Source organism: Kosakonia cowanii JCM 10956 = DSM 18146, assembly GCF_001975225.1.
Classification (GTDB): Bacteria; Pseudomonadota; Gammaproteobacteria; order Enterobacterales; family Enterobacteriaceae; genus Kosakonia; species Kosakonia cowanii.
Window position 1 is genome coordinate 1210277 of sequence record NZ_CP019445.1, and the last position, 21036, is coordinate 1231312.

A 21036-nucleotide genomic window follows, 5' to 3' on the forward strand; every position below is an offset into this window, starting at 1 on the left:
GGTCAGATAGCGACCGGCGCTTTGATCGCAGGATGCGGATCGTAGCCTTCGATTTCGAAGTCTTCGAAACGGTAATCAAACAGTGAAGCGGGTTTACGTTTGATTACCAGCTTCGGCAACGCGCGCGGCTCGCGGCTCAGTTGCAGATGCGTCTGCTCAAGGTGGTTGCTGTAGAGGTGCGTGTCGCCACCGGTCCAGACAAAGTCACCCGGCTCAAGATCACACTGCTGCGCCATCATATGCACCAGCAACGCGTAGCTGGCGATATTGAACGGCAGACCGAGGAAGACGTCGCATGAACGCTGGTAGAGCTGGCAAGAGAGCTTGCCATCTGCCACATAGAACTGGAAAAAAGCGTGGCACGGGGCCAGTGCCATTTTATCCAGTTCGCCGACGTTCCACGCCGAAACGATAATGCGGCGCGAGTCCGGATCGTTTTTCAGCTGCTCAATGACCGTTGAAATCTGATCGATATGGCGACCATCCGGCGTTGGCCAGGCGCGCCACTGTTTGCCGTAGACAGGGCCCAGATCGCCATTTTCATCGGCCCATTCGTCCCAGATAGAGACCTTGTTCTCACGCAGGTAGGCAATGTTGGTATCGCCCTGCAGGAACCACAGCAGCTCATGAATAATTGAACGCAAATGGCAGCGCTTGGTGGTTACCAGCGGGAAGCCGTCCTGCAGATTAAAACGCATCTGATGGCCAAAAATAGACAGCGTGCCTGTCCCGGTGCGGTCATTTTTCGGGGTGCCTTCGTTAAGCACCTTTTGCATCAACTCTAAATACTGTTTCATGGTTCCTCAGGAAACGTGTTGCGGCGAACGATGGCGGTACGCCCAGATCATCATGATGCCGCCTGCAATAATCATCGGAATGGAGAGGATCTGCCCCATGCTGATGTACTGCACCCACTCGCCGGTAAACTGGGCATCGGGCTGGCGGAAAAACTCAACGATGATACGGAACGCGCCGTAGCCAATCAGGAACAGGCCGGAGACCGCGCCGGTCGGGCGAGGTTTACGGATAAAGAGGTTAAGAATGATAAACAGCACCACGCCTTCCAGCGCCAGCTCATAGAGCTGGGACATGTGGCGCGGCAGAACGCCGTAGGTATCAAAAATCGATTGCCACTCCGGATGAGAAGGCAGCAGCGCCATATCTTCCGCACGCGAGCCAGGGAACAGCATGGTGTATTTGAAGGAGGGATCGACACGGCCCCAGAGCTCGCCGTTAATAAAGTTACCCAGGCGACCGGCACCGAGGCCAAACGGGATCAGCGGCGCGATAAAGTCGGCGACCTGGAAGAAGCTGCGTTTGGTGCGTTTAGCAAAGATGATCATCACCACGATCACGCCGATTAAGCCGCCGTGGAAGGACATGCCGCCGTCCCATACGCGGAAGAGATAGAGCGGATCGTCGAGGAAGAGCGGGAAATTATAGAACAGCACGTAGCCGAGACGACCACCGAGGAACACCCCGAGGAAGCCTGCGTAGAGCAGGTTTTCAACTTCGTTTTTGGTCCAGCCGCTGTTCGGGCGGTTAGCCCGGCGGGTTGCCAGCCACATAGCGAAAACAAAACCGACCAGATACATCAGACCGTACCAGTGCAGGGATACGGGTCCGATGGAGAAAATCACCGGATCAAAATCCGGAAAATGCAGATAGCCACTGTTCATCTGTCACCACAACTTGTTGTTATTCCGCCGAAAGTGGACAGCGGTACACCGACGCGGTCGCGCCTGGCGGCCGCTCCAAAGCTGCGAATCATAGCATAAGGCACACCAGGCAGGTTGCCGCTATGTTGTAAAAGTTATGTATAAACGAAACGGGTGCAGGCGGAGGTTCTGCGCAGAGCCCTTGCCGGATGGCGCTTACGCTTATCCGGCCTACAGATGCTTCAGGCCTGGTGCGTAACCTTTGCCGGATGGCGCTGCGCTTATCCGGCCTACGAAAGGCTAAGCACGGTGCGCAGCCTCTGCCGGATGGCGCTGCGCTTATCCGGCCTACGAAAGACAAAGCCCGATGCGTAACCTTTGCCGGATGGCGCTGCGCTTATCCGGCCTACAAAAGGCAAAGCACGGTGCGTAACCTCTGCCGGATGGCGCTGCGCTTATCCGGCCTACGAACGGCTAAGCCCAGTGCGTAACCTCTGCCGAATGGCGCTGCGCTTATCCGGCCTACAAACGGCAAAGCACGGTGCGCAACCTCTGCCGGATGGCGCTGCGCTTATCCGGCCTACAAAACAATGCTTATGCGGCCACCGAAGAAGGTCTGCCCTGGTAGGCCTGATAAGGCGAAGCCGCCATCAGGCATTATGCCCACAGAGCCGAAGACCGGCTCTGTGGGAATACTAAACCGTCGCTTAAATCCCGCCGCGGATCAGCCCGCCGAGGCCGCGCCTCTCCATAAATGCGGCAATCTGGTGGCGCACTTCGGTTGTCAGCTGGGACTCCAGCGCACGCTGTGCCAGCGCCTGGACCTCTTCGCAATCAATGCGGCGCAGCAAATATTTGATACGCGCCACCGAGCGACCATTCATGGAAAGATGCCGGTAGCCCATGCCAATCAATAGCGCGACGCACATCGGATCGCCGGCCATTTCTCCGCATAAACAGAGATCGATCCCCAGCCGTTCAGCTTCGCCTGAAATCATCGCCAGCGCGCGCAGCACCGCCGGGTGCAGGCTGTCATACATATTCGCTACACGGGTATTGTTACGATCGACAGCAAGAATGTATTGGGTTAAGTCATTAGTGCCGACAGAGATAAAATCGACGCGGTTAACCAGGTGCGACAGCATAAACACCATCGAGGGGACTTCCAGCATCACGCCAATGCGCGGTTTCGGAATGGCATAACCGATCATCTCTTCCACTTCCCGCCCGGCACGCTCAATCAGCCTGCGCGCCTCATCCACCTCATCAATGCTGGTGATCATCGGCAGCAGAATGCTGAGGTTGCCGGTTGCAGCGTTTGCCCGCAGCATTGCGCGCACCTGGATCAGGAAGATCTCCGGCTGATCGAGGGTAATACGAATGCCACGCCAGCCAAGGCAGGGGTTCTCTTCGCTTATCGGCATATAGGGTAGCTGCTTGTCGGCGCCGACATCCAGCGTACGCAGCGTCACTGGCTTGTCGTTAAACATCTGCAACATGCCCTGATACTGCGCCACCTGCTCCTCTTCGGAGGGAAAACCACTTTGCAACATAAAGGGAATTTCGGTGCGGTAGAGCCCAATGCCGTCGATTCGCTTGCCCAGCTTCTCTTCATGGGCAGGGCTTAACCCGGCGTTGAGCATCACTTTAACTCGCTCGCCGCTGCTTAAGCGGGCTTCGAGGTTGACGTCATCTTCGGCAAGACGGCTTAACTCATTCTCTTCCGTGATGAGACGCTGGTACTCCTGCAGCAGTACCGGCTCAGGATCGACCAGCAGTTCGCCACGATAGCCATCAACGATCAGCGTCCGCCGATGCAGCGCTGAAGGCTGAATATCGGCCCCCATAACCGTAGGAATGCCCAGCGCGCGCACCATAATCGCGGCATGGGAGTTGGAGGCGCCATCGCGCACCACCACGCCCGCCAGCCTGTCATGGGGCAACTCGGCAAGCGTCGTTGCAGAGAGTTCGTCTGCCACCAGCACGAAGCGTTCCGGCCAGCTATTTGGCCCCTGAATATTGTCATCAAGATGGAACAGCAGGCGCTGGCCGAGAGCGCGCAGATCGCCCGCGCGCTCTTTCAGATAGCCATCACTGAGGGCGGCAAACTGCGCGGCAAAGCTCTCAATAACGGTTTTTACCGCCCACTCGGCGACCACACCGCGGTCGACCTCTTCAAACAGCTCGCGGCGAAGACGCGCATCGGAGAGCAGGTGCGAATAGAGGTCAAAGATCGCCGCCGTCTCTTTTTGCGCGCCGGCGGAGAAGCGTTTGCTGTAGCGACGAAACTCATTCGCCGCCTCTTCCAGCGCGGTCGTTAACCTTTCCCGCTCAAGAGAGGTATCCAGCGTCGAGGCCGGGTAAACCTGCTCCATCAACGGCAGCGTTTGATCCATCCACCCTTCGGCAATCGCCACGCCGGACGAGGCCGGCAGCGCACGAATACGGGTCTGACGATACTGGCCAAACAGGGCGGTTAGCTGAGACTGGGAAAGAATACCCGCCATCTGGGTGGCGAGGGTAACAAGGAAGGACTCTTCGCTCTCGTCGTACTGGCGAATTTCGCGCTGCTGCACCACCAGTACGCCAAGCAACTGGCGGCGCTGAATGATCGGCACACCAAGAAAAGCGCGAAACCGCTCCTCTTTCACCGAGGGGATAAATTTAAAGCTGGGGTGTTTTTGCGCGTCGGCAAGGTTGATAGGCTCCGCCAGCCTGCCTACCAGGCCGACGATACCTTGATCGAATGCGAGCGTAACAGTGCGGCCGCGCGGCTTTTTCAAACCGCGCGTCGCCATAAGATAGAAACAGCGCCTGTCGTGATCTGCGAGATAGACCGAACATACTTCGGTTTCCATCGCCAGACAAACGTCGGTAACCAGTATCTCCAGCGCTTCGTTAAGACGTGGCGCGCTGGCAACTTTCTCAACAATCTCTCGCAGTCGGGTGAGCATAATGTGGGTGGCTTAACCTCGTTTCCGTCGCCAGGCAGGCGCGCTTTGCGGCTTCACAGGGGTCTCCTGAAGCGCCAGCACAGCGGCTGCAAACTCTTTCATCACCCGCCGGTAGACGTCGCGTTTAAACGACACAACCTGGCGAACAGGATACCAGTAGCTCACCCAACGCCAGCCATCAAACTCGGGTGTACTGCTGGTTTGCATATTGATATCGCTGTCGTTGCTCATCAACTGCAAAAGAAACCATTTCTGTTTCTGGCCGATGCAAACCGGCTTTGTGTCCCAACGCACCAAACGTTTCGGTAACTTGTAACGCAACCAGTTACGGGTAGAAGCAAGGATACGAACATCTTTACGACTTAAGCCCACTTCCTCGAACAGCTCCCGGTACATGGCCTGCTCCGGAGATTCTCCAGGATTGATTCCCCCCTGGGGAAACTGCCATGAGTGCTGTCCGAAGCGTTTGGCCCACATGACCTGACCCTGTCGATTACAGATTACGATTCCCACATTTGGGCGGTAGCCATCGTCATCAATCACCGGACTACCTCAAAATAAACCTGAATAAAGCGATTGTTTCACACTCCCGGAAAACGGTAAACCACTCTATGACAGGGATATAAACGAATAACAATTGAATAACTCACAGTTATCATCACACTTATAAACAGACCCGCATCACGCCGAGGGGTTTTATTCACCTTTTCTGTGGATAGAGTTGTGAAGAAGTATGGAATTACCCAGGGAAAACCCAGAGTAGTCTGAATAATGGCTTAAGATGCGCAAAAAATTACTCTCCGTAATTCATTGGTTTAGTGCATCGAAAACCCCTTTCCGCTGCCGTTTTGTGACGATCGTCACGCTTAGGATCCTGGCGTTGATGAAAGATCGAGCAGAGCCGAATTTATCCACAGATTATGCCACTAAGTTAGGCACATTTTGTGCAAAAATTCGATTTTGCTCCCGCGTCAAGGCTGTAAATGGAAACAGTAGTCGTGGTTATTCCCACTTATCCCACTTTTCTGTGGATAACAGGGTGTAAGATCCTGTTCATTGTCAGTGACCAGATTTGGAAAACCTCGCGCCCTGTTGCGCAACACGCGAAGCGCTCTGCTAAATTAGCTTATAAATCATTGCATTGCTCTTTTTTCCCTGAACACGATAAACTTCTGCCGTGCGGTGGAAAACTGCTGTCTATTTTTTAACCAAAAGGTTTTAGCATGTGTGTAATCGCCCCTCTCACCTCTCCACCCGAAACTGAAGCGCAGCTGCTGGCGCAGGCGCAGCGGCTGGCAGGCTATACGTTAGGCGAGCTGGCTGAACTGGCCGGAATGCCGACGCCGCGCGATCTGAAGCGCGACAAAGGGTGGATCGGCGTGCTGCTGGAGCGCTGGCTGGGAGCGAGCGCAGGCAGTAAGCCGGAGCAGGATTTTGCGGCGCTGGGCGTGGAGCTGAAAACTATCCCGATAGATCCGCTGGGCGGTCCGCTGGAAACCACCTTTGTCTGCGTAGCACCGCTAACCGGCAACACAGGAGTGGTGTGGGAAACCAGCCATGTCCGCCATAAGCTTAAGCGCGTCCTGTGGGTACCTGTCGAGGGATCGCGCACCATTCCCCTTGCTGAGCGTCGGGTGGGATCGCCGCTGCTCTGGAGCCCGGACGCCGATGAGGAGCAGCAGTTGCGCCAGGACTGGGAAGAGTTAATGGATCTGATTGTGCTCGGCCAGGTCACGCGCATTACCGCCCGTCATGGTGAAGTGCTGCAGCTGCGCCCGAAAGCGGCCAACAGTAAAGCGTTAACCGAAGCCATCGGCGAGCACGGCGAGCCGATTCTGACCCTGCCGCGCGGTTTTTATTTGAAAAAGAACTTTACCCGTGCGCTGCTTGCGCGCCATTTTGCGTTATCGACCTAGTCTGTTTTTAGCCACTAAATCACCGCGTTTCGCTGCGTAACAGCGTGCACCTGCGCTTAACGAAACGCCCTCGTCTTATAACGGTGTAATTGGCGGTTTGCGCCCTCTCAGCAATAATTTTCAGATAATCCCGCTTTTTCATCGCATAAGGGCACGTTATTACTACACTTCTGTGAGGAAAAGCCGAGAGGATACGAACGATGAAGAAGTGGGCAGTGATTATTTCCGCGGTCGGGCTGGCATGTGCCGTCAGCGGTTGCAGCAGCGATTATGTAATGTCGACCAAAGACGGCAGAATGATTCTGACGGATGGTAAGCCGCAGATTGATGATGACACCGGGCTGGTGAGCTATCACGATCAGCAGGGCAACAAAATGCAGATTAACCGCGATGACGTATCCCAGATTATTGAGCGTTAAAAATTCCCTATAAAGGTCAGTAACCTGCTGGCCTTTAATCCATTTTTTCCTTTCCCTTTTGCTTCCCCTCTGCCATGGTTATATTCCTTTGTCAGCTCAACTGACGTGGCATGTTTGTTTAAGGAAGCCGGCTATGCACTATCACCGTATCCCCCACAGTTCGCTTGAAATAAGCACCCTCGGGCTGGGCACAATGACGTTTGGTGAACAAAACAGCGAAGCCGACGCCCATGCACAGCTTGATTACGCAGTCAGCCAGGGCATTAACCTGATTGATGTCGCAGAGATGTACCCCGTCCCTCCGCGCCCGGAAACCCAGGGCCTGACGGAAACCTACGTCGGCAACTGGCTGGCGAAACGCAACAACCGCGAAAAACTGGTTATCGCCTCGAAAGTGAGCGGCCCGAGCCGCAACAGCGATAGCGGCATTCGCCCGAACCAGGCACTCGATCGCAAAAATATCCGCGCCGCGCTTGATGAGAGCCTCAAGCGCCTGCAAACCGACTATCTCGATCTCTACCAGGTTCACTGGCCGCAGCGCCAGACCAACTGCTTTGGCAAGCTGGGCTACAGCTGGGTTGAGAGCGCGCCGGTCATCACCTTACTGGAAACGCTGGAAGCCCTTACCGAGTGCCAGCGCGCCGGTAAAATCCGCTATATCGGTGTCTCGAACGAAACGGCGTTTGGCGTGATGCGTTACCTGCAACTGGCGGAGAAGCACGAGCTGCCGCGCATTGTGACGATCCAGAACCCCTACAGCTTGCTGAACCGCAGCTTTGAGGTGGGTCTGGCGGAAGTGAGCCAGTATGAGGGCGTTGAACTGCTGGCCTACTCCTGCCTGGCGTTTGGTACGCTGACCGGCAAATACCTGAACGGTGCGAAACCGGCAGGTGCACGCAATACGCTGTTCAGCCGCTTTACCCGTTACAGCAGCGAGCAGTCACAAAAAGCGGTAGCGGCCTATGTCGATATTGCGAAACGGCACAATCTCGATCCGGCGCAGATGGCGCTGGCCTTCGTGCGTCGTCAGCCCTTCGTCGCCAGCACCCTGCTGGGCGCGACGACGATGGAGCAGCTGAAAACCAACGTTGAGAGCCTGCATCTGGATTTGAGCGATGAGGTGATCGCGGAGATCGAGGCGGTGCATCAGGTCTACACCTACCCCGCTCCGTAAAACTTACCGGCGGCGCTGCCAGATCCACAGCGCCGCAATCGCCAGCGCAAACAGCACACCAAACCCGATACCGGTTCCCACCACCGGCACGCCCACTTTGATGGCCAGTGAGTAAAGCCCCAGCATCAGCAGCATGGCGGTGTTTTCACCGAGGTTCTGCACGGCTATGGCGTTGCCCGCACCGACGGACTCCTTGCCAATCGCCTGCAACAGCGCGTTGAGCGGCACCACGAAGAAACCGCCGAGCACGCCAATCAGCATCAGCACGCCATAAGCAGGCAGCAGAGCGTGCTGCAGCGAGAAGATCACTACGGCGATACCGATCAGCACCCCGGCCGGCATACAGCGGGAGACCTTATCCAGCGTCACCAGCTTCGCCGCCAGCCCGGCACCCACCACAATGCCGACGGCAACCATCGCGTTGAGGTAGGTTGGCGTGGCGTTATCCGTCAGGCCGAGCGCTACCGGCACCCACAGCACCAGCAGGAAACGCAGCGTCACACCTGCGCCCCAGAAGAGGCTGGTACCCACCAGCGAGAAGCGGGTTTCCCCGTTCTGCCACAGGCTTTTACAGGCGCTAAAGAAGCTGGCGGTCATCGGCCCAAAGCGCCACGAGCGCCCGGGGCGCGCCGCAGGCAGTTTCGGGATCATCAGGTTAGCCACCACCGCCCCGGCGTAGACCAGCGCACAAACGCCGACCGCCGCCAGCACATGCCAGTCGGCCAGCACGCCGCCCGCGACCGAGCCGATGAGGATCGCGGCAATGGTCGATGACTCCATCAGGCCATTCGCCTTCACCAGCTTATCGCCGGTGGTGATCTCGCCGAGAATGCCATACTTCGCCGGGGAGTAGGCCGCTGCGCCAATGCCCACCAGCAGGTAACCGACAAACGGGTTAACCCCCACGCAGATGCTCGCCGCGCCCAGCAGTTTCATGGCGTTGGCAACCATCATTACGCGCCCTTTGGCAAAGCTGTCAGCCACCTGGCCGACAAACGGTGCGAAAAGAATGTAAGCACCCACAAACACCATTTGCAGAACAGGCTGGCTCCAGTCGGGGTAAAACTCCGCTTTCAGCAGCGCCAGCGTGGCAAAGAGCAGTGCGTTATCGCCAAATGCCGAGAGAAACTGAGCGGCAATCACCGCCATCATTCCTCGCGATAAGAGCGGCGAGTTAGCGCTTACTGACTCATGCGTGTTCGGTTTCTGCCTCATCCACCACTCCTTTCAGGGTCACGAAATCGGGCTTGCCGCTGCCAAGCACCGGCAGCTGTTTCAGGAAACGGATATCACGCGGGACGGCCAGCTCCGGTACGCCCTGCGCGCGCGCCTGCTGTTGCAGCTTGTCGCGTGTCAGTTCGCTATCGGTAGTGAACATCACCAGCGCCTCGCCTTTGCTGGCGTCGCTTTTCACCACGGTGGCGTGCATTTTCTCCGGCGAAACGGCCTGCGCCAGCTGCTCCACCATCTCCAGCGAGATCATCTCACCGGCAATCTTGGCGAAGCGTTTTGCACGCCCCTGGATCTGCACAAAGCCCTGCTCGTCGAAGCGCACGATATCGCCGGTGTCATACCAGCCCGGCTCCATCTCGCCATTGATGTTTTCCGCCATTGGCGCTTCCAGCACGCCGGGGTTTTCCACCCGCAGATAGCCGGTCATTATATTTGGCCCTTTCAGTTGCAGGCGACCGCCCTCTTCAATGCCCGGCACCGCCATTAAGCGCGCGTCCATGCCCGGCAGGATGCGCCCGACGGTGCCCGGTTTCGCCGCCATCGGTACGTTAATGGAGACCACCGGCGCGCATTCGGTCACGCCGTAGCCTTCAAGGATGCGCAGGCCAAACTTGTCCTGCCAGATCTGGCGGGTGCTCTCCTGCAATTTCTCCGCCCCGGCAACCACATAACGCAGGCGGTAAAAATCATACGGGTTAGCGAAGCGAGCGTAGTGACCGAGGAAGGTCGATGTGCCAAACAGCACCGTGCAGTTACGGTCATAGACCAGCTCCGGCACAATGCGGTAATGCAGCGGGCTCGGGTAGAGGAAGACCTGCGCGCCGGTAAACAGCGGCGTCAGCAGGCCAACCGTCAGGCCGAAGGAGTGGAAAAGCGGCAACGCCGACATAAAGCGGTCATTGGCGGTGAAATCGGCAATGGTGCGGATCTGCTCGACGTTCGCCAGCAGGCTCTTATGGCTGTGCACCACCCCTTTCGGGTTGCCCTCGGAGCCGGAGGTAAAGAGGACCAGCGCCGGATCTTCCGGTTTCTGCTCCACCTGGGCGCGGTGCGGCATCAGCAGATGGCGGAAAATCCACAGCTTATCTTCAAAGGTGACATCCCCTTTCAGATCTTCGAGATAGACCCAGCGCACCTGAGTAAGTTGCTCCGGCAGATGCCACAGCTTGCCCTTATCCATAAAGGTGCGGGAGGTGAAGATGGTTTTGATTTGCGCCGCGGTAATCGCGCTGCTCATCCCTTTCACCCCGGCGGTGTAGTTCATCATCGCCGGAATGCGCCCGCGCGCAATGGCACCAAAGATCACCGCCGCGCTGATGCCGGCGTTCGGCAGCATAAGGCCGATTTTCTCGCCCTGCGCGCTGTATTTATCGAGGATGCGCGCCACAAAGAGGGTTTTGGTCAGCAGTTTGCGGTAGCTGTCCGGCGTGAAGTTGATATCTTCCACGCAGGGCTTGCTGGCACCGTAACGGTACTGGGCGCTGAGCAATGCTTCGAACAGCGTTTCGCGCGGGCGCACCGCCATGCGGGCTTCCATCATAATCTGGTGCAGCATTTCGCCGGCAATCTTGCGGCGGTCACGCGCGCGCGGCGCATCCGGCATCGGCAGCTGCGTCGGTGGCAGAATATGCAGGGTAATGCGCGGGAAGAGGCGCTGTTTAACCAGCCCTTTCAGGCGGCTGAAGAAGGTCAGCTCCGCACCATCAATACGCAGCGGGATGACCGTCGCGCCGGATTTCGCGGCGACAAAACCGGCCCCTTCATAAATCTTCATCAGCGAGCCGGACACGGAGATGCGCCCTTCCGGGAAAATAACTACCGGGCGGCCTTCGCCAATCAGGCGAACCAGATGTTTAACTGACATGGGCTTGGTCGGGTCGAGAGGGACAAAATCGATGATTTTGCTGACCCAGCGCATATACCACTGCTCGCTAATTGAGGTGTAGACCGCAAAGACCGGACGCCCGGGAAGGAACAGCGCCAGTAAAATGCCATCAATAAATGAGACATGATTGGGGGTGATTAATACCCGGTCGCCGTTTAAAGGCGCGGTATCGCCGGTCAGCTGTACACGGAACAAGACGCGAAACAGGCCGCGGAAAAAGCCCAGTAGCATTTCAACTCCTTTTGCCAGTCATTGAGGCATGTGATTCAGAGTCTGGCAGATTACATGAGAAGTGCGGAGGGATAAAACGCAGGCAAAAAAAAACCTGCGCGTCCGCGCAGGTTGGTGCAATCAATAAGTACGAAAAGCGTACTGAATAAATCACCAATCAATACCTCTGGGACGTCGATTGTCACCTGCGCCTGGATGCGCTACCAGCGGGAAAAAGCAAGAGAATGAGCCGAAGTGAAACGAGGTGTGTCGATTAGCGATTACTGTTACACGGCAGGATAAAAAAAACCTGCGCATCTGCGCAGGTCGGTGTAAGTCGAGTGTGCAACGTAGCGTTGCGCTCACCTATCAATACCTCTGGGATGAACAGAGTCGCACGGTCGGGCCGCAGACAACCAGCGGTCAATCGAAACAGGCTTTCGCAAAGTGTAAGTAAAGGTTCTCAGTGTGTGCATTTGCAACGCCGCGCATGTAACGTTTTCACGATGCGCGCCGCGCTGGCTCACGTTTGCAAAGACTGGTACACGCGCCGCCTTGAACAGACGCCCCTTTTCCGTAACACTAACTGCAGTGTAAACGCTTACCCAGGAAGGTAGAGAATGGCGACGATTAAAGACGTTGCGCGGCTGGCCGGGGTCTCGGTTGCGACGGTGTCGCGCGTGATCAACAGCTCACCAAAAGCCAGTGAAAACTCGCGCCAGGCGGTACAGAGCGCGATGGATTCGCTTAATTACCACCCGAACGCCAACGCCCGCGCGCTGGCGCAGCAATCGACCGAGTCGGTGGGGCTGGTGGTGAGCGACGTATCGGATCCCTTTTTCGGCGCGATGGTAAAAGCCGTTGAGCAGGTCGCCTCCGCCACCGGCAACTTTCTGCTGATTGGCAACGGCTACCACGTAGAAGAGAAAGAGCGTAAAGCGATTGAGCAGCTGATTCGCCACCGCTGCGCGGCGCTGGTGGTGCACGCCAAGGTGGTGCCGGACGAAGAGCTGGCGTCGCTGATGAAGCAGATCCCCGGTATGGTGCTGATTAACCGCATTCTGCCCGGCTTCGAGCAGCGCTGTGTGGCGCTCGACGACCGCTACGGCGCCTGGCTGGCGACGCGCCATCTGATCCAGCAGGGCCATACGCGCATTGGCTATCTCTGCTCCAACCATGAGATCTCCGACGCCGACGACCGCTTGCAAGGTTACTACGATGCGCTGAAAGAGAATGGTCTGCCGTGCAACGACAGGCTGGTAACCTTTGCCGAGCCGGACGAGAGCGGCGGCGAGCAGGCGATGACCGAGCTGCTCGGACGCGGACGCAACTCTACCGCCGTGGCCTGTTACAACGACTCGATGGCCGCAGGTGCCATGGGCGTGCTGAATGATAACGGGATTGATGTGCCGCGCGAGATTTCGCTGATTGGCTTCGATGATGTGCTGGTGTCGCGCTATGTCCGCCCGCGGCTGACTACCGTGCGTTATCCGATCGTGACGATGGCGACCCAGGCCGCCGAGCTGGCGCTGGCGCTGGCGGAAAACCGCCCGCTGCCGGAGATCACCCATCTCTTTAACCCGACGCTGGTGCGCCGTCATTCAGTGATTGCGCCGCCGGAGAGTTCATAAGGCGCACATTGCCGCTGAAACGCCGGAACCACGTAGGCCGGATAAGCGGTACGCGCCATCCGGCATTATCTCCGCGGCACCCTTGCCGGATGGCGGCTGCACCTTATCCGGCCTACCAAAACGAGCCTACAGCGACATCGATGCGACATTTATCTGCAATATGACAGCGATGGTGTTGACCCCCCGCTGAAATCGGCGAACCGAAGCGTGAATGACAAGGTCTGGACGCCATGGATGGCGGACAGAGGCGAACCGAGACAGGGACTCGTTCCAGAATGGAACGAGTAAGTCGAGTCGAGCCGGCCGCCGTCAGGCACGCGGGAGGTGAGCGCAGTGCGCAGCACCGATTTCCTCGCGGGGCCGCGGGGATTGACAAGGGGGGAGCGGTCCCCCCCTTGTCCCGTTCACCGCACCGGTGATAAAAATATTCCCCTGCACGCCTGGTGAACGGAACCCTTCCACCAAAGCCACATGCAAACCCCATTGCCGGATGGCGCGTACCGCTTATCCGGCCTACGGGATCGGTGCGTTTTGGTAGGCCGGATAAGGCGTAGCCGCCATCCGGCAATGATGCAGCGGCGCTATCTCAGCGCAATGCGATACAGATGCACGCTGGTATTCGGGTAATCTAGGCCATCCCCGATATACGCCCAGCCGAAACGCTCATAATAGTCGCGGAAAGCGGCGTAGAGGTGCAGCTGGTCAAAGCCCATCCCTTTCGCCTGCTCCATAACATGGCGCTGTAACTGCCCGGCCAGCCCCTGGCCGCGCGCACTCTCTTTTACGTAGAGCGCAGCAAGCCATGGGTAAAGATCCTGGCGGCTGATCAAATCGCAGCGCCACAGCCCGACGGTGCCCAGCAGTTCCTCGCCCTCGACCAGCACATAAGTCAGCGGCAGCTGTCCCGGCGTCTGGCTGTGCTCAATAATGCTGGCGAAAAACTCTCGCGACAGCGAGTCGCCAAACTCCTGCCACAGCCAGTCGGTCACCTGCCCCGCATGCTGCGGTGCCTCATAAAGCGGCAGAATAGTCACATCAACTTCCCCTGAAAAATCGGCACCGACTCAAACAGATAGCCATCAAAGTCCGGTGCGTCTTCGTCCGACAGCTCCAGCAGGCTTTTTTTAACGTTTTCGAGATGCTGCCACATCGCCTGCCAGGCACCCATCACATCGCGGCGGCGCAGCGCGGCCAGCAGGGTTTGCCGGTCGCCGAGCCACTTCAGGCGGTAGGCGCGGCTGGCGATATGCACGTTGAACTGCTGCCATAGCGGGCTGCTGTCCATGTGATGCCAGATGCTCTCGACCGTTGCCAGCAGCATCTGGTTTTGCGACGCGCCCGCCAGCACCAGGTGGAACATCTTGCTGTTGTCCTGCGAAGTGTCATTGAGGGCGATGGCGCGCTGCTCCTGCTCGAGGATGCGCCGAAGATTGTCGATATCCGCCCGCGTCGCCATTTTGGCGGCAAAGGCGGCGATATTGCTCTCCAGTAGCTGGCGCGCCTGAAGGATCTCAAAGGGGCCGACATCGCTGCTTAAAAAGCGCTCCTCTTCGTTTTCATGGGCCTGAGGAATGCGCATCACATAGACCCCGGAGCCCTGGCGAATATCCACCGTGCCCTGCAACTCCAGCATCAGCAGGGCTTCACGCACGATGGTACGGCTGACGCCATACTTCTCGGCAATATTGCGCTCCGGCGGCAAGCGCGAGCCAACGGGGTAGTGACCCTCGATGATCTGCTCACGCAGATCGTCGCCAATCTCCTGGTACTGTTTTTTCTCCGGCGGGACGACGGCCTTCTCCACGATATCACCTGCACTTATCAGTCGTTGCGCTATCTTACTTCATCATCAAGGGTCAGGGTCAACTGACGCTCATCGCTGAGCTGGCGAAACCAGCCAAGGGACTTTTTCGGCCTGCGGTCGCGGTTGTGTTGCAGGTCGATCTCCACCAGCCCATAGCGGTTTTTGAAGGCATTCATAGGTGAGACATTATCGGTAAACGCCCACAGCATATAGCCCTGGCAGTTTGACCCCGCCTCCTTCGCGCGCAGCGCCTGGTAGAGGTGCGCGGCGATAAAGTCGATGCGGTAATCATCCTCAATGGTGCCCTGCGCGTTGCGAAACTGCCCTTCGTTCTCAATACCCATGCCGCTCTCCGCCACGAACCACGGAATATTGCCGTAGTCGTTTTTAAGACGCATCGCCATATCAAAAACGATCTCCGGCAGGATCTCCCAGCCGCGCGAGGTGTTCATCTTGCGCCCCGGCAGCTCAAACGGCTCGTAATAGTAGGCCGGATGGAAAGGCGTTTCCGGGTGCCACGCGCGGGACGGGGCTTTGACGCGGTGCGGATAGTAGAGGTTAATCCCCAGCTCATCGACGGTGTTATCGCGAATAATCGCCAGCTCCTCGTCGCTGCACTCCCACTTCACCCCATGTTTCTCCAGCAGCGCCAGCAACTCCGCCGGGTAGTGCCCTTTAACCATCGGGTCGAGAAACACCCGGTTGTAGAAGAGATCGTAGCGCTCCGCCGCCAGCAGATCGTGCGGCGCGCGCGAACGCGGGTAGGTCACTTCCGGGTTGAGAATGCAGCCGACGCTGCCCTTGTACCCCTTCTCACGAAACAGCTTCACCACTTTCGCGGTGGCGAGGTTTTTATGATGGTTCCACTGCATCCAGGTCGAGGTGTTCTGCTCATAGGGCCAGCGCAGCGCATCAAGGTAGACGCGGGTCTGCACCACAATTGGCTCATTAAAGGTGAACCAGCGCGTCACCTTCTGGTGGTAGCGCGCAAACACCTTTTCGACATAGAGCAGGTAGAGTTCGACCACTTTTTTCGACGCCCAGCCGCCGTAGGTTTCCAGCAGATAACCGGGCAGCTCATAGTGTTCGAGGCAGATCATCGGCGCAATGCCGTGGCGCGCCATCTCATCAAACAGCTCGTCGTAGTAAGCGGCGTAGCGCTCATCCACCACGCCGTTTTCATAATCAGTGAGAAAACGCGACCAGTTGATCGAGGTGCGGTAGTGGGTTAAGCCCGCCTGCTTCATCAGCTGCACATCTTCGCGAAAGCGCTGGTAGAAATTGGTCGCCACCGCCGGGCCGTAGCCCTGGTGCCAGACGTGACGATCGTTTTTGTACCAGAGATCGGGCCACGAATCCTGGCCCTCGCGTTTGTCCTTCCACCCTTCCGTTTGCCAGGCCGACGCAGCAGCACCGAGGATAAAGTCAGGCGGGATGGTGACGGTTTTGGTGCTCATAACGTCCTCACACTTTCGGCGTAGAAGAGGTGGCTTCCGCTTGCAGCTGCGCCTGCTCGGCGCGGCGTGAGGCAATCTTCACAAACGGCAGATAGATGATGATGGCGGTCAGGATGCAGATAAGCTGCGTGATCACCGCCCCCATCGATCCGGCGGTAGAGAGCCAGGCGTTGATCAGCGGCGGCGTGGTCCACGGCACCATCACCACCGCTTTACCGGCAAAACCGCTGGCGGTAGCGAAGTAACCGATCGAGCCGGTCACCAGCGGCGTGATAATAAAGGGGATCGCAAGGATCGGGTTGAGCATGATCGGCATACCGAAAATCACCGGTTCGTTGATGTTGAAGATCCCAGGGCCTATCGACAGCTTGGCGATTTCTTTCATCTCTTTGCGCTTGGTGGCGATCATCACCGCCACCAGCAGGCCGATGGTCAGCCCCGATCCGCCGATGCTCATATAGACATCCCAGAACGGCATGGTGATGATGTTCGGCACCTCTTTGCCCTGCTCAAAGGCGCTCATATTGACGGTGATCGCCCCCAGCAGCAGCGGTTCGCGGATCGGTTTGATCATCTGGTTACCGTGGATGCCAATCACCCAGAAGAGCTGGGCGACAAACATCAGCAGCAAGATCCCCGGCAGGCTCTGCACCACCCGCTCCAGCGGCTGTTGCACCACCTGGTAAACCGCGTCATAGAGATACATGCCGGTCAGCTGGTGGAAAATAAAGCCGAAGGTGGCAATCGCGGTAGTGGTGATGATCGCCGGGATCAGGGCGGAGAATGAGGCAGAGACGTTGGGCGGCACGGTGTCCGGCATCTTGATCTTCAGCCCTTCGCGCGTCTCCAGCCAGCAGTAAATCTCCACCGACAAAATGGCGATAAACATGCCGAGGAACAGGCTGCGGGTATCGGAGAACTGGCGCAGCAGCACATCTTTCACCACGTGCATCTGGCCATCGACCAGCATTTCAACGGTGGTCGGCGTCACGCAGATAAAGCAGATCACCGCCAGCAGGCCAGGAAACAGCGTACGGATACCGTTGATACGCCCCAGTTCAATACCGATTAAGAACACCGCCCCGATATTGAGGAAGTTAAGCGTGGCGTAGTTGATGGCGCTGGTAATCGGCTTTAGCGCCGCCAGAAAGGAGAGCGACTGGAAGCTGGCGAGCCCGTTTTTCGGGTCCAGCACCATGTTGGAGATCAGCACAGAGAAAGCGCCGACAATGATCACCGGCATCAGGGTAATGAATGAGGCCTTGATGGCCATAATGTAGCGATAGCTGTTGAATTTCGTCGCGAAACTCCCCAGCGAATCGATGAGCTTTTCTTGTAGGGCCATGAGTTAACACCTCAGTAAAGGAGCTTTTTTATCGATGCAGGGATACCGCTGTCGTCCCATTTGGCATACCAAAAATAGCCACGCCCGGCGAAAAGTTCTGTGATGCGCCTCGCAACACCCAATCTGGTATTCCAAAATGCGGCATAGCGCGCATTTGGCATACCACCTTACGGATTGCAGGGATTTACGGAAAAAAGGAGGGGCGATCCCGCTATCTACAAGCGGGATCGTGGATCAGGTTTAGAACTGCTCGAGGCCGATCAGCTCTTCAATGGTCTGGCGACGGCGGATCAGGCGCGCCACGCCGTTATCAAACAGCACTTCCGGCAGCAGCGGGCGGCTGTTGTAGTTTGAGGACATCGACGCGCCATACGCGCCGGTATCGTGCAGGACTAAATAGTCCCCGGCTTTCACCGCCGGCAGCGGGCGCGTTTCCACTTTGCCGCCCTCTTGCTGGGTAAAGACATCGCCCGATTCGCACAGCGGACCGGCAACCACGGTGTCGATGCGCGCCGCGTCGCGCAGGTCGCGCCCGTCGGCGGCCAGCGCCGTAATGTGGTGATAGCTGCCGTACATCGCCGGGCGCATCAGATCGTTAAACCCGGCGTCGATCAGCACAAAGTGGCGGCTACCCATGGTTTTCACACTGCGCACCTGGGAGATCAGCACGCCCGACTCCGCCACCAGAAAGCGCCCCGGTTCGATCTCCAGTTTTACCGCATGGCCGAGATGCTGCGCGATTTTTTCCCGCGCGGCGTTCCACAGGCCGTAGTAGTGCGCGGTATCAACCGGCTCTTCGCCTTCGTGATAGGGGATCGACAGGCCGCCACCGGCGGAGATAGCCGGCAGATCCTGACCAAAGTCGATCACCTGCTGCACCATCGCGCCGCACACCTGCTCAAGGTGACCATAATCAACGCCGGAGCCGATATGCATGTGGATGCCCGCCAGTTGCAGGCCGTAACGCTGCATCACCTCCAGCGCCGCACCCATGTCGCTATACCAGATCCCATGTTTGCTATTCTCGCCGCCGGTGTTGGTTTTCTGGCTGTGACCGTGACCAAAACCGGGGTTAACGCGCAGCCAGACGCGGTGGCCTGGCGAAACGGCACCGAGCTGCTCGAGCATATCTACCGAACCGGCGTTCACCGCGATGCCCAGTTCGCTGACGCGGGCGATCGTCGCCTCATCCAGCACATCGGCGGTAAAGACAATATCGTCCGGGTGTGTTTTCGGATCGTAACCCGCCGCCAGCGCACGCTCGATTTCGCCCAGCGACACCGAATCCACCTTCACCCCCTGCTCGCACATCAGGCGCAGAATATGGATGTTAGAGCAGGCTTTCTGGGCAAAACGGATGACGTCAAAGTCGCGCAGTTTGGCGATTTGCGCACGAATGATTTGCGCATCGTAAACCCATACCGGGCAGCCAAATTCCGCAGGCAGTTGCAGCAGGTTAGCGGCGTTGAGGTCGGTTTCTGTCTGGTGTAGCGAGCGTGGCATAACAACTCCGTCAGCAATCTTTTTTATGATTACGCCATAGGTTTGAGCGAATAAAAAATATCGTTTTATCGCGGGGCTATGCAAAAATGATATGGATAACCTTCTGCAACTGGATCATCTCATGCCCGCTGTTAACCTGCGCCATATCGAAATTTTTCACGCCGTGATGACCACCGGCAACCTGACCGAGGCCGCGGCCATGCTGCACACCTCGCAGCCAACCGTCAGCCGGGAGCTGGCGCGCTTTGAAAAGGTGCTGGGTCTGACGCTGTTTGAGCGCTCGCGCGGGCGGCTGCACGCCACGGTGCAGGGGCTGCGGCTGTTTGAAGAGGTGCAGCGATCCTGGTACGGGCTGGACAGGATCGTCAGCGCGGCGGAGAGCCTACGTGAGTTTCGCCAGGGGGAGCTGTCGGTCGCCTGTCTGCCGGTCTTTTCGCAATCCTTTTTACCGTTGCTGTTGCAGCCCTTTCTCGCCCGCTACCCGGACGTCAGCCTCAACATTGTGCCGCAGGAGTCGCCGCTGCTGGAGGAGTGGCTCTCGGCGCAGCGCCACGATTTGGGCCTGACCGAAACGCTCTCGACGCCCGCAGGCACCGAGCGCACGCCGCTGCTGACCTGTAATGAAGTGTGCGTGATGCCAGAGGATCATCCGCTGGCGCAGAAAAGGGTGCTGACACCGGCGGATTTTCAGGGGGAGAACTACATCAGTTTGTCGCGTACCGACAGCTATCGTCAGCTGCTTGACGCCCTGTTTAGTGAGCACCAGGTGAAGCGCCGCATGGTGCTGGAAACCCACAGCGCGGCGTCGGTTTGCGCAATGGTGCGCGCCGGGGTCGGCATTTCCGTGGTGAACCCGCTGACCGCTCTCGACTATGCCACCAGCGGCGTGGCGGTGCGGCGTTTCAGCATCGATGTGCCCTTTACCATCAGCCTTGTGCGCCCGCTGCACCGCCCCGCTTCCGCACTGGTCGATACCTTTGCCGAACATCTGCAGGCAGCCATGCCGCGTATTACCGCGCCGCTGGCCGCCATGCTCGGCGAGGATTAAGAGAGCATAAAATCGACCGCGGCGGCAGCATGCAGCGCAGCCGTGTCGAACACCTTAATCGGGCTGTGGGTTTCAGGCAGCAGCAGGCCGATTTCGGTACAGCCAAAAATCACCCCTTCCGCCCCTTCGCTCGCCAGCTGTTTAATCACATTCATAAAGTAGTAGCGCGATTCGTCGCTGAAGGTGCCAAGGCAGAGCTCATCAAAGATGATCTCATTGATACGCTGACGATCTTCCGGGCCGGGCACCGTAGTTCTGATGGCGAACTGCTTCTCCAGCCGCCCGCGATAAAAATCCTGCTCCATGGTGTAGCGTGTACCCAGCAGCGCGACATTGCGCAGCCCGGCATTTTCAATGGCGTGGCCGGTGGCATCGGCAATGTGCAGGAAAGGGATCTGGCAGCGCTCCTCAATTTGCCCCGCCACTTTGTGCATGGTGTTGGTACAGAGCACAATCGCCTGCGCCCCGGCCTGCTCAAGACCCGCTGCCGCCTGGCCGAGGATATCTCCGGCTTTGTGCCACTGCGCGGTGGCCTGGCAGGTTTCAATCTCATGAAAATCGAGGCTATGCAGCAGCAAGCTTGCGGAGTGCAAGCCACCCAGGCGTGCTTTAACGCCCTCGTTAATCAGCCGATAGTAGGGAATGGTCGATTCCCAGCTCATGCCGCCCAGCAGTCCAATTGTTTTCATCGCCTTTCTCCGTCTCGTTCTCGCGCAATCATGCAAAGTTGTGATCGACTTTCAACTTCTCCGGCCCGGCGTTTATTTTTCCGCCACCGTGAGATAAATTATTTAAAACA

At 57.8% G+C, this 21036-nt stretch carries 17 protein-coding genes; 5 read left to right on the forward strand and 12 right to left on the reverse strand.

The annotated features are described in order from the left end of the window. Nucleotides 1–2: 2 nt before the first annotated feature. The 4 genes from thyA to rppH form a co-directional block, all read right to left on the reverse strand. Complete coding sequence (gene thyA, locus BWI95_RS05670) at nt 3–797, reverse strand: thymidylate synthase (RefSeq protein ID WP_042713402.1); 795 nt, start codon at nt 795–797, stop codon at nt 3–5. A gap of 6 nt (nt 798–803) precedes the next feature. Continuing rightward, nucleotides 804–1679 (reverse strand): prolipoprotein diacylglyceryl transferase, encoded by an 876-nt coding sequence (lgt, locus tag BWI95_RS05675; protein ID WP_076769146.1) that lies wholly within the window; start codon nt 1677–1679, stop codon nt 804–806. A 686-nt stretch (nt 1680–2365) separates the two neighbouring features. Further along, on the reverse strand, nt 2366–4612 hold the full coding sequence (gene ptsP, locus BWI95_RS05680) for a phosphoenolpyruvate--protein phosphotransferase (protein ID WP_023481129.1): 2247 nt from the start codon (nt 4610–4612) through the stop codon (nt 2366–2368). A 12-nt stretch (nt 4613–4624) separates the two neighbouring features. After that, nucleotides 4625–5155 carry an RNA pyrophosphohydrolase gene (rppH, locus tag BWI95_RS05685; RefSeq protein ID WP_034813806.1) on the reverse strand — a complete coding sequence of 177 codons (531 nt, stop codon included), beginning with the start codon at nt 5153–5155 and terminating at the stop codon, nt 4625–4627. A gap of 680 nt (nt 5156–5835) precedes the next feature. Between rppH and mutH the strand changes: the two genes are divergently transcribed. The 3 genes from mutH (at nt 5836) to BWI95_RS05710 (ending at nt 8121) form a co-directional block, all read left to right on the forward strand. Continuing rightward, the gene (gene mutH / locus BWI95_RS05700) at nt 5836–6528 is read left to right on the forward strand and encodes a DNA mismatch repair endonuclease MutH (protein ID WP_023481128.1); all 693 of its coding nucleotides are present in this window, start codon (nt 5836–5838) and stop codon (nt 6526–6528) included. Between the two features lie 200 nt (nt 6529–6728). After that, nucleotides 6729–6947 carry a YgdI/YgdR family lipoprotein gene (locus tag BWI95_RS05705; protein ID WP_023481134.1) on the forward strand — a complete coding sequence of 73 codons (219 nt, stop codon included), beginning with the start codon at nt 6729–6731 and terminating at the stop codon, nt 6945–6947. 133 nt (nt 6948–7080) lie between these two features. Further along, complete coding sequence (locus BWI95_RS05710; RefSeq protein WP_023481132.1) at nt 7081–8121, forward strand: NADP(H)-dependent aldo-keto reductase; 1041 nt, start codon at nt 7081–7083, stop codon at nt 8119–8121. 3 nt (nt 8122–8124) lie between these two features. Here BWI95_RS05710 and lplT read toward each other — a convergent pair whose 3' ends face one another. Then, a complete protein-coding gene (gene lplT, locus BWI95_RS05715; RefSeq protein WP_054803758.1) occupies nt 8125–9336 on the reverse strand; it encodes a lysophospholipid transporter LplT in 1212 nt (403 codons plus the stop codon). Next, a complete protein-coding gene (aas, locus tag BWI95_RS05720; RefSeq protein WP_054803759.1) occupies nt 9311–11470 on the reverse strand; it encodes a bifunctional acyl-ACP--phospholipid O-acyltransferase/long-chain-fatty-acid--ACP ligase in 2160 nt (719 codons plus the stop codon). The genes lplT and aas overlap by 26 nt, the downstream gene beginning before the upstream one ends. A gap of 599 nt (nt 11471–12069) precedes the next feature. Here aas and galR point away from each other — a divergent pair. Beyond that, nucleotides 12070–13080: an HTH-type transcriptional regulator GalR gene (gene galR / locus BWI95_RS05725; protein ID WP_054803760.1), complete on the forward strand. Its 1011-nt coding sequence runs from the start codon at nt 12070–12072 to the stop codon at nt 13078–13080. A 581-nt stretch (nt 13081–13661) separates the two neighbouring features. Here the strand turns inward: galR and BWI95_RS05730 are convergent. The 5 genes from BWI95_RS05730 to lysA form a co-directional block, all read right to left on the reverse strand. After that, nucleotides 13662–14114 (reverse strand): GNAT family N-acetyltransferase, encoded by a 453-nt coding sequence (locus BWI95_RS05730; protein WP_054804659.1) that lies wholly within the window; start codon nt 14112–14114, stop codon nt 13662–13664. Beyond that, complete coding sequence (locus BWI95_RS05735; RefSeq protein WP_023481037.1) at nt 14111–14884, reverse strand: GntR family transcriptional regulator; 774 nt, start codon at nt 14882–14884, stop codon at nt 14111–14113. The genes BWI95_RS05730 and BWI95_RS05735 overlap by 4 nt, the downstream gene beginning before the upstream one ends. A gap of 29 nt (nt 14885–14913) precedes the next feature. After that, nucleotides 14914–16341, reverse strand: a complete 1428-nt coding sequence (locus BWI95_RS05740; protein ID WP_076769148.1) for a glycoside hydrolase family 1 protein — start codon at nt 16339–16341, stop codon at nt 14914–14916. 7 nt (nt 16342–16348) lie between these two features. Beyond that, the gene (locus tag BWI95_RS05745; RefSeq protein ID WP_076769149.1) at nt 16349–17686 is read right to left on the reverse strand and encodes a PTS sugar transporter subunit IIC; all 1338 of its coding nucleotides are present in this window, start codon (nt 17684–17686) and stop codon (nt 16349–16351) included. A gap of 240 nt (nt 17687–17926) precedes the next feature. Next, nucleotides 17927–19189 carry a diaminopimelate decarboxylase gene (gene lysA, locus BWI95_RS05750; protein WP_054804660.1) on the reverse strand — a complete coding sequence of 421 codons (1263 nt, stop codon included), beginning with the start codon at nt 19187–19189 and terminating at the stop codon, nt 17927–17929. Nucleotides 19190–19310: 121 nt separating this feature from the next. On the opposite strand from lysA, the gene BWI95_RS05755 reads away from it, so the two are divergent. Next, on the forward strand, nt 19311–20237 hold the full coding sequence (locus BWI95_RS05755) for a LysR family transcriptional regulator (RefSeq protein WP_076770287.1): 927 nt from the start codon (nt 19311–19313) through the stop codon (nt 20235–20237). Here the strand turns inward: BWI95_RS05755 and BWI95_RS05760 are convergent. After that, entirely contained in the window at nt 20234–20926 is a 693-nt protein-coding gene (locus BWI95_RS05760) for an aspartate/glutamate racemase (RefSeq protein WP_023480863.1), read from the reverse strand. The genes BWI95_RS05755 and BWI95_RS05760 overlap by 4 nt on opposite strands. Nucleotides 20927–21036: the final 110 nt, after the last annotated feature.

Bases quoted from the DNA above. Each gene is read 5' to 3' on its own strand.
- thyA (WP_042713402.1), bottom strand. From the start codon at position 797: ATGAAACAGTATTTAGAGTTGATGCAAAAGGTGCTTAACGAAGGCACC.
- lgt (WP_076769146.1), bottom strand. From the start codon at position 1,679: ATGAACAGTGGCTATCTGCATTTTCCGGATTTTGATCCGGTGATTTTC.
- ptsP (WP_023481129.1), bottom strand. From the start codon at position 4,612: ATGCTCACCCGACTGCGAGAGATTGTTGAGAAAGTTGCCAGCGCGCCA.
- mutH (WP_023481128.1), top strand. From the start codon at position 5,836: ATGTGTGTAATCGCCCCTCTCACCTCTCCACCCGAAACTGAAGCGCAG.
- BWI95_RS05705 (WP_023481134.1), top strand. From the start codon at position 6,729: ATGAAGAAGTGGGCAGTGATTATTTCCGCGGTCGGGCTGGCATGTGCC.
- BWI95_RS05710 (WP_023481132.1), top strand. From the start codon at position 7,081: ATGCACTATCACCGTATCCCCCACAGTTCGCTTGAAATAAGCACCCTC.
- lplT (WP_054803758.1), bottom strand. From the start codon at position 9,336: ATGAGGCAGAAACCGAACACGCATGAGTCAGTAAGCGCTAACTCGCCG.
- aas (WP_054803759.1), bottom strand. From the start codon at position 11,470: ATGCTACTGGGCTTTTTCCGCGGCCTGTTTCGCGTCTTGTTCCGTGTA.
- galR (WP_054803760.1), top strand. From the start codon at position 12,070: ATGGCGACGATTAAAGACGTTGCGCGGCTGGCCGGGGTCTCGGTTGCG.
- BWI95_RS05740 (WP_076769148.1), bottom strand. From the start codon at position 16,341: ATGAGCACCAAAACCGTCACCATCCCGCCTGACTTTATCCTCGGTGCT.
- BWI95_RS05745 (WP_076769149.1), bottom strand. From the start codon at position 17,686: ATGGCCCTACAAGAAAAGCTCATCGATTCGCTGGGGAGTTTCGCGACG.
- lysA (WP_054804660.1), bottom strand. From the start codon at position 19,189: ATGCCACGCTCGCTACACCAGACAGAAACCGACCTCAACGCCGCTAAC.
- BWI95_RS05755 (WP_076770287.1), top strand. From the start codon at position 19,311: ATGCCCGCTGTTAACCTGCGCCATATCGAAATTTTTCACGCCGTGATG.
- BWI95_RS05760 (WP_023480863.1), bottom strand. From the start codon at position 20,926: ATGAAAACAATTGGACTGCTGGGCGGCATGAGCTGGGAATCGACCATT.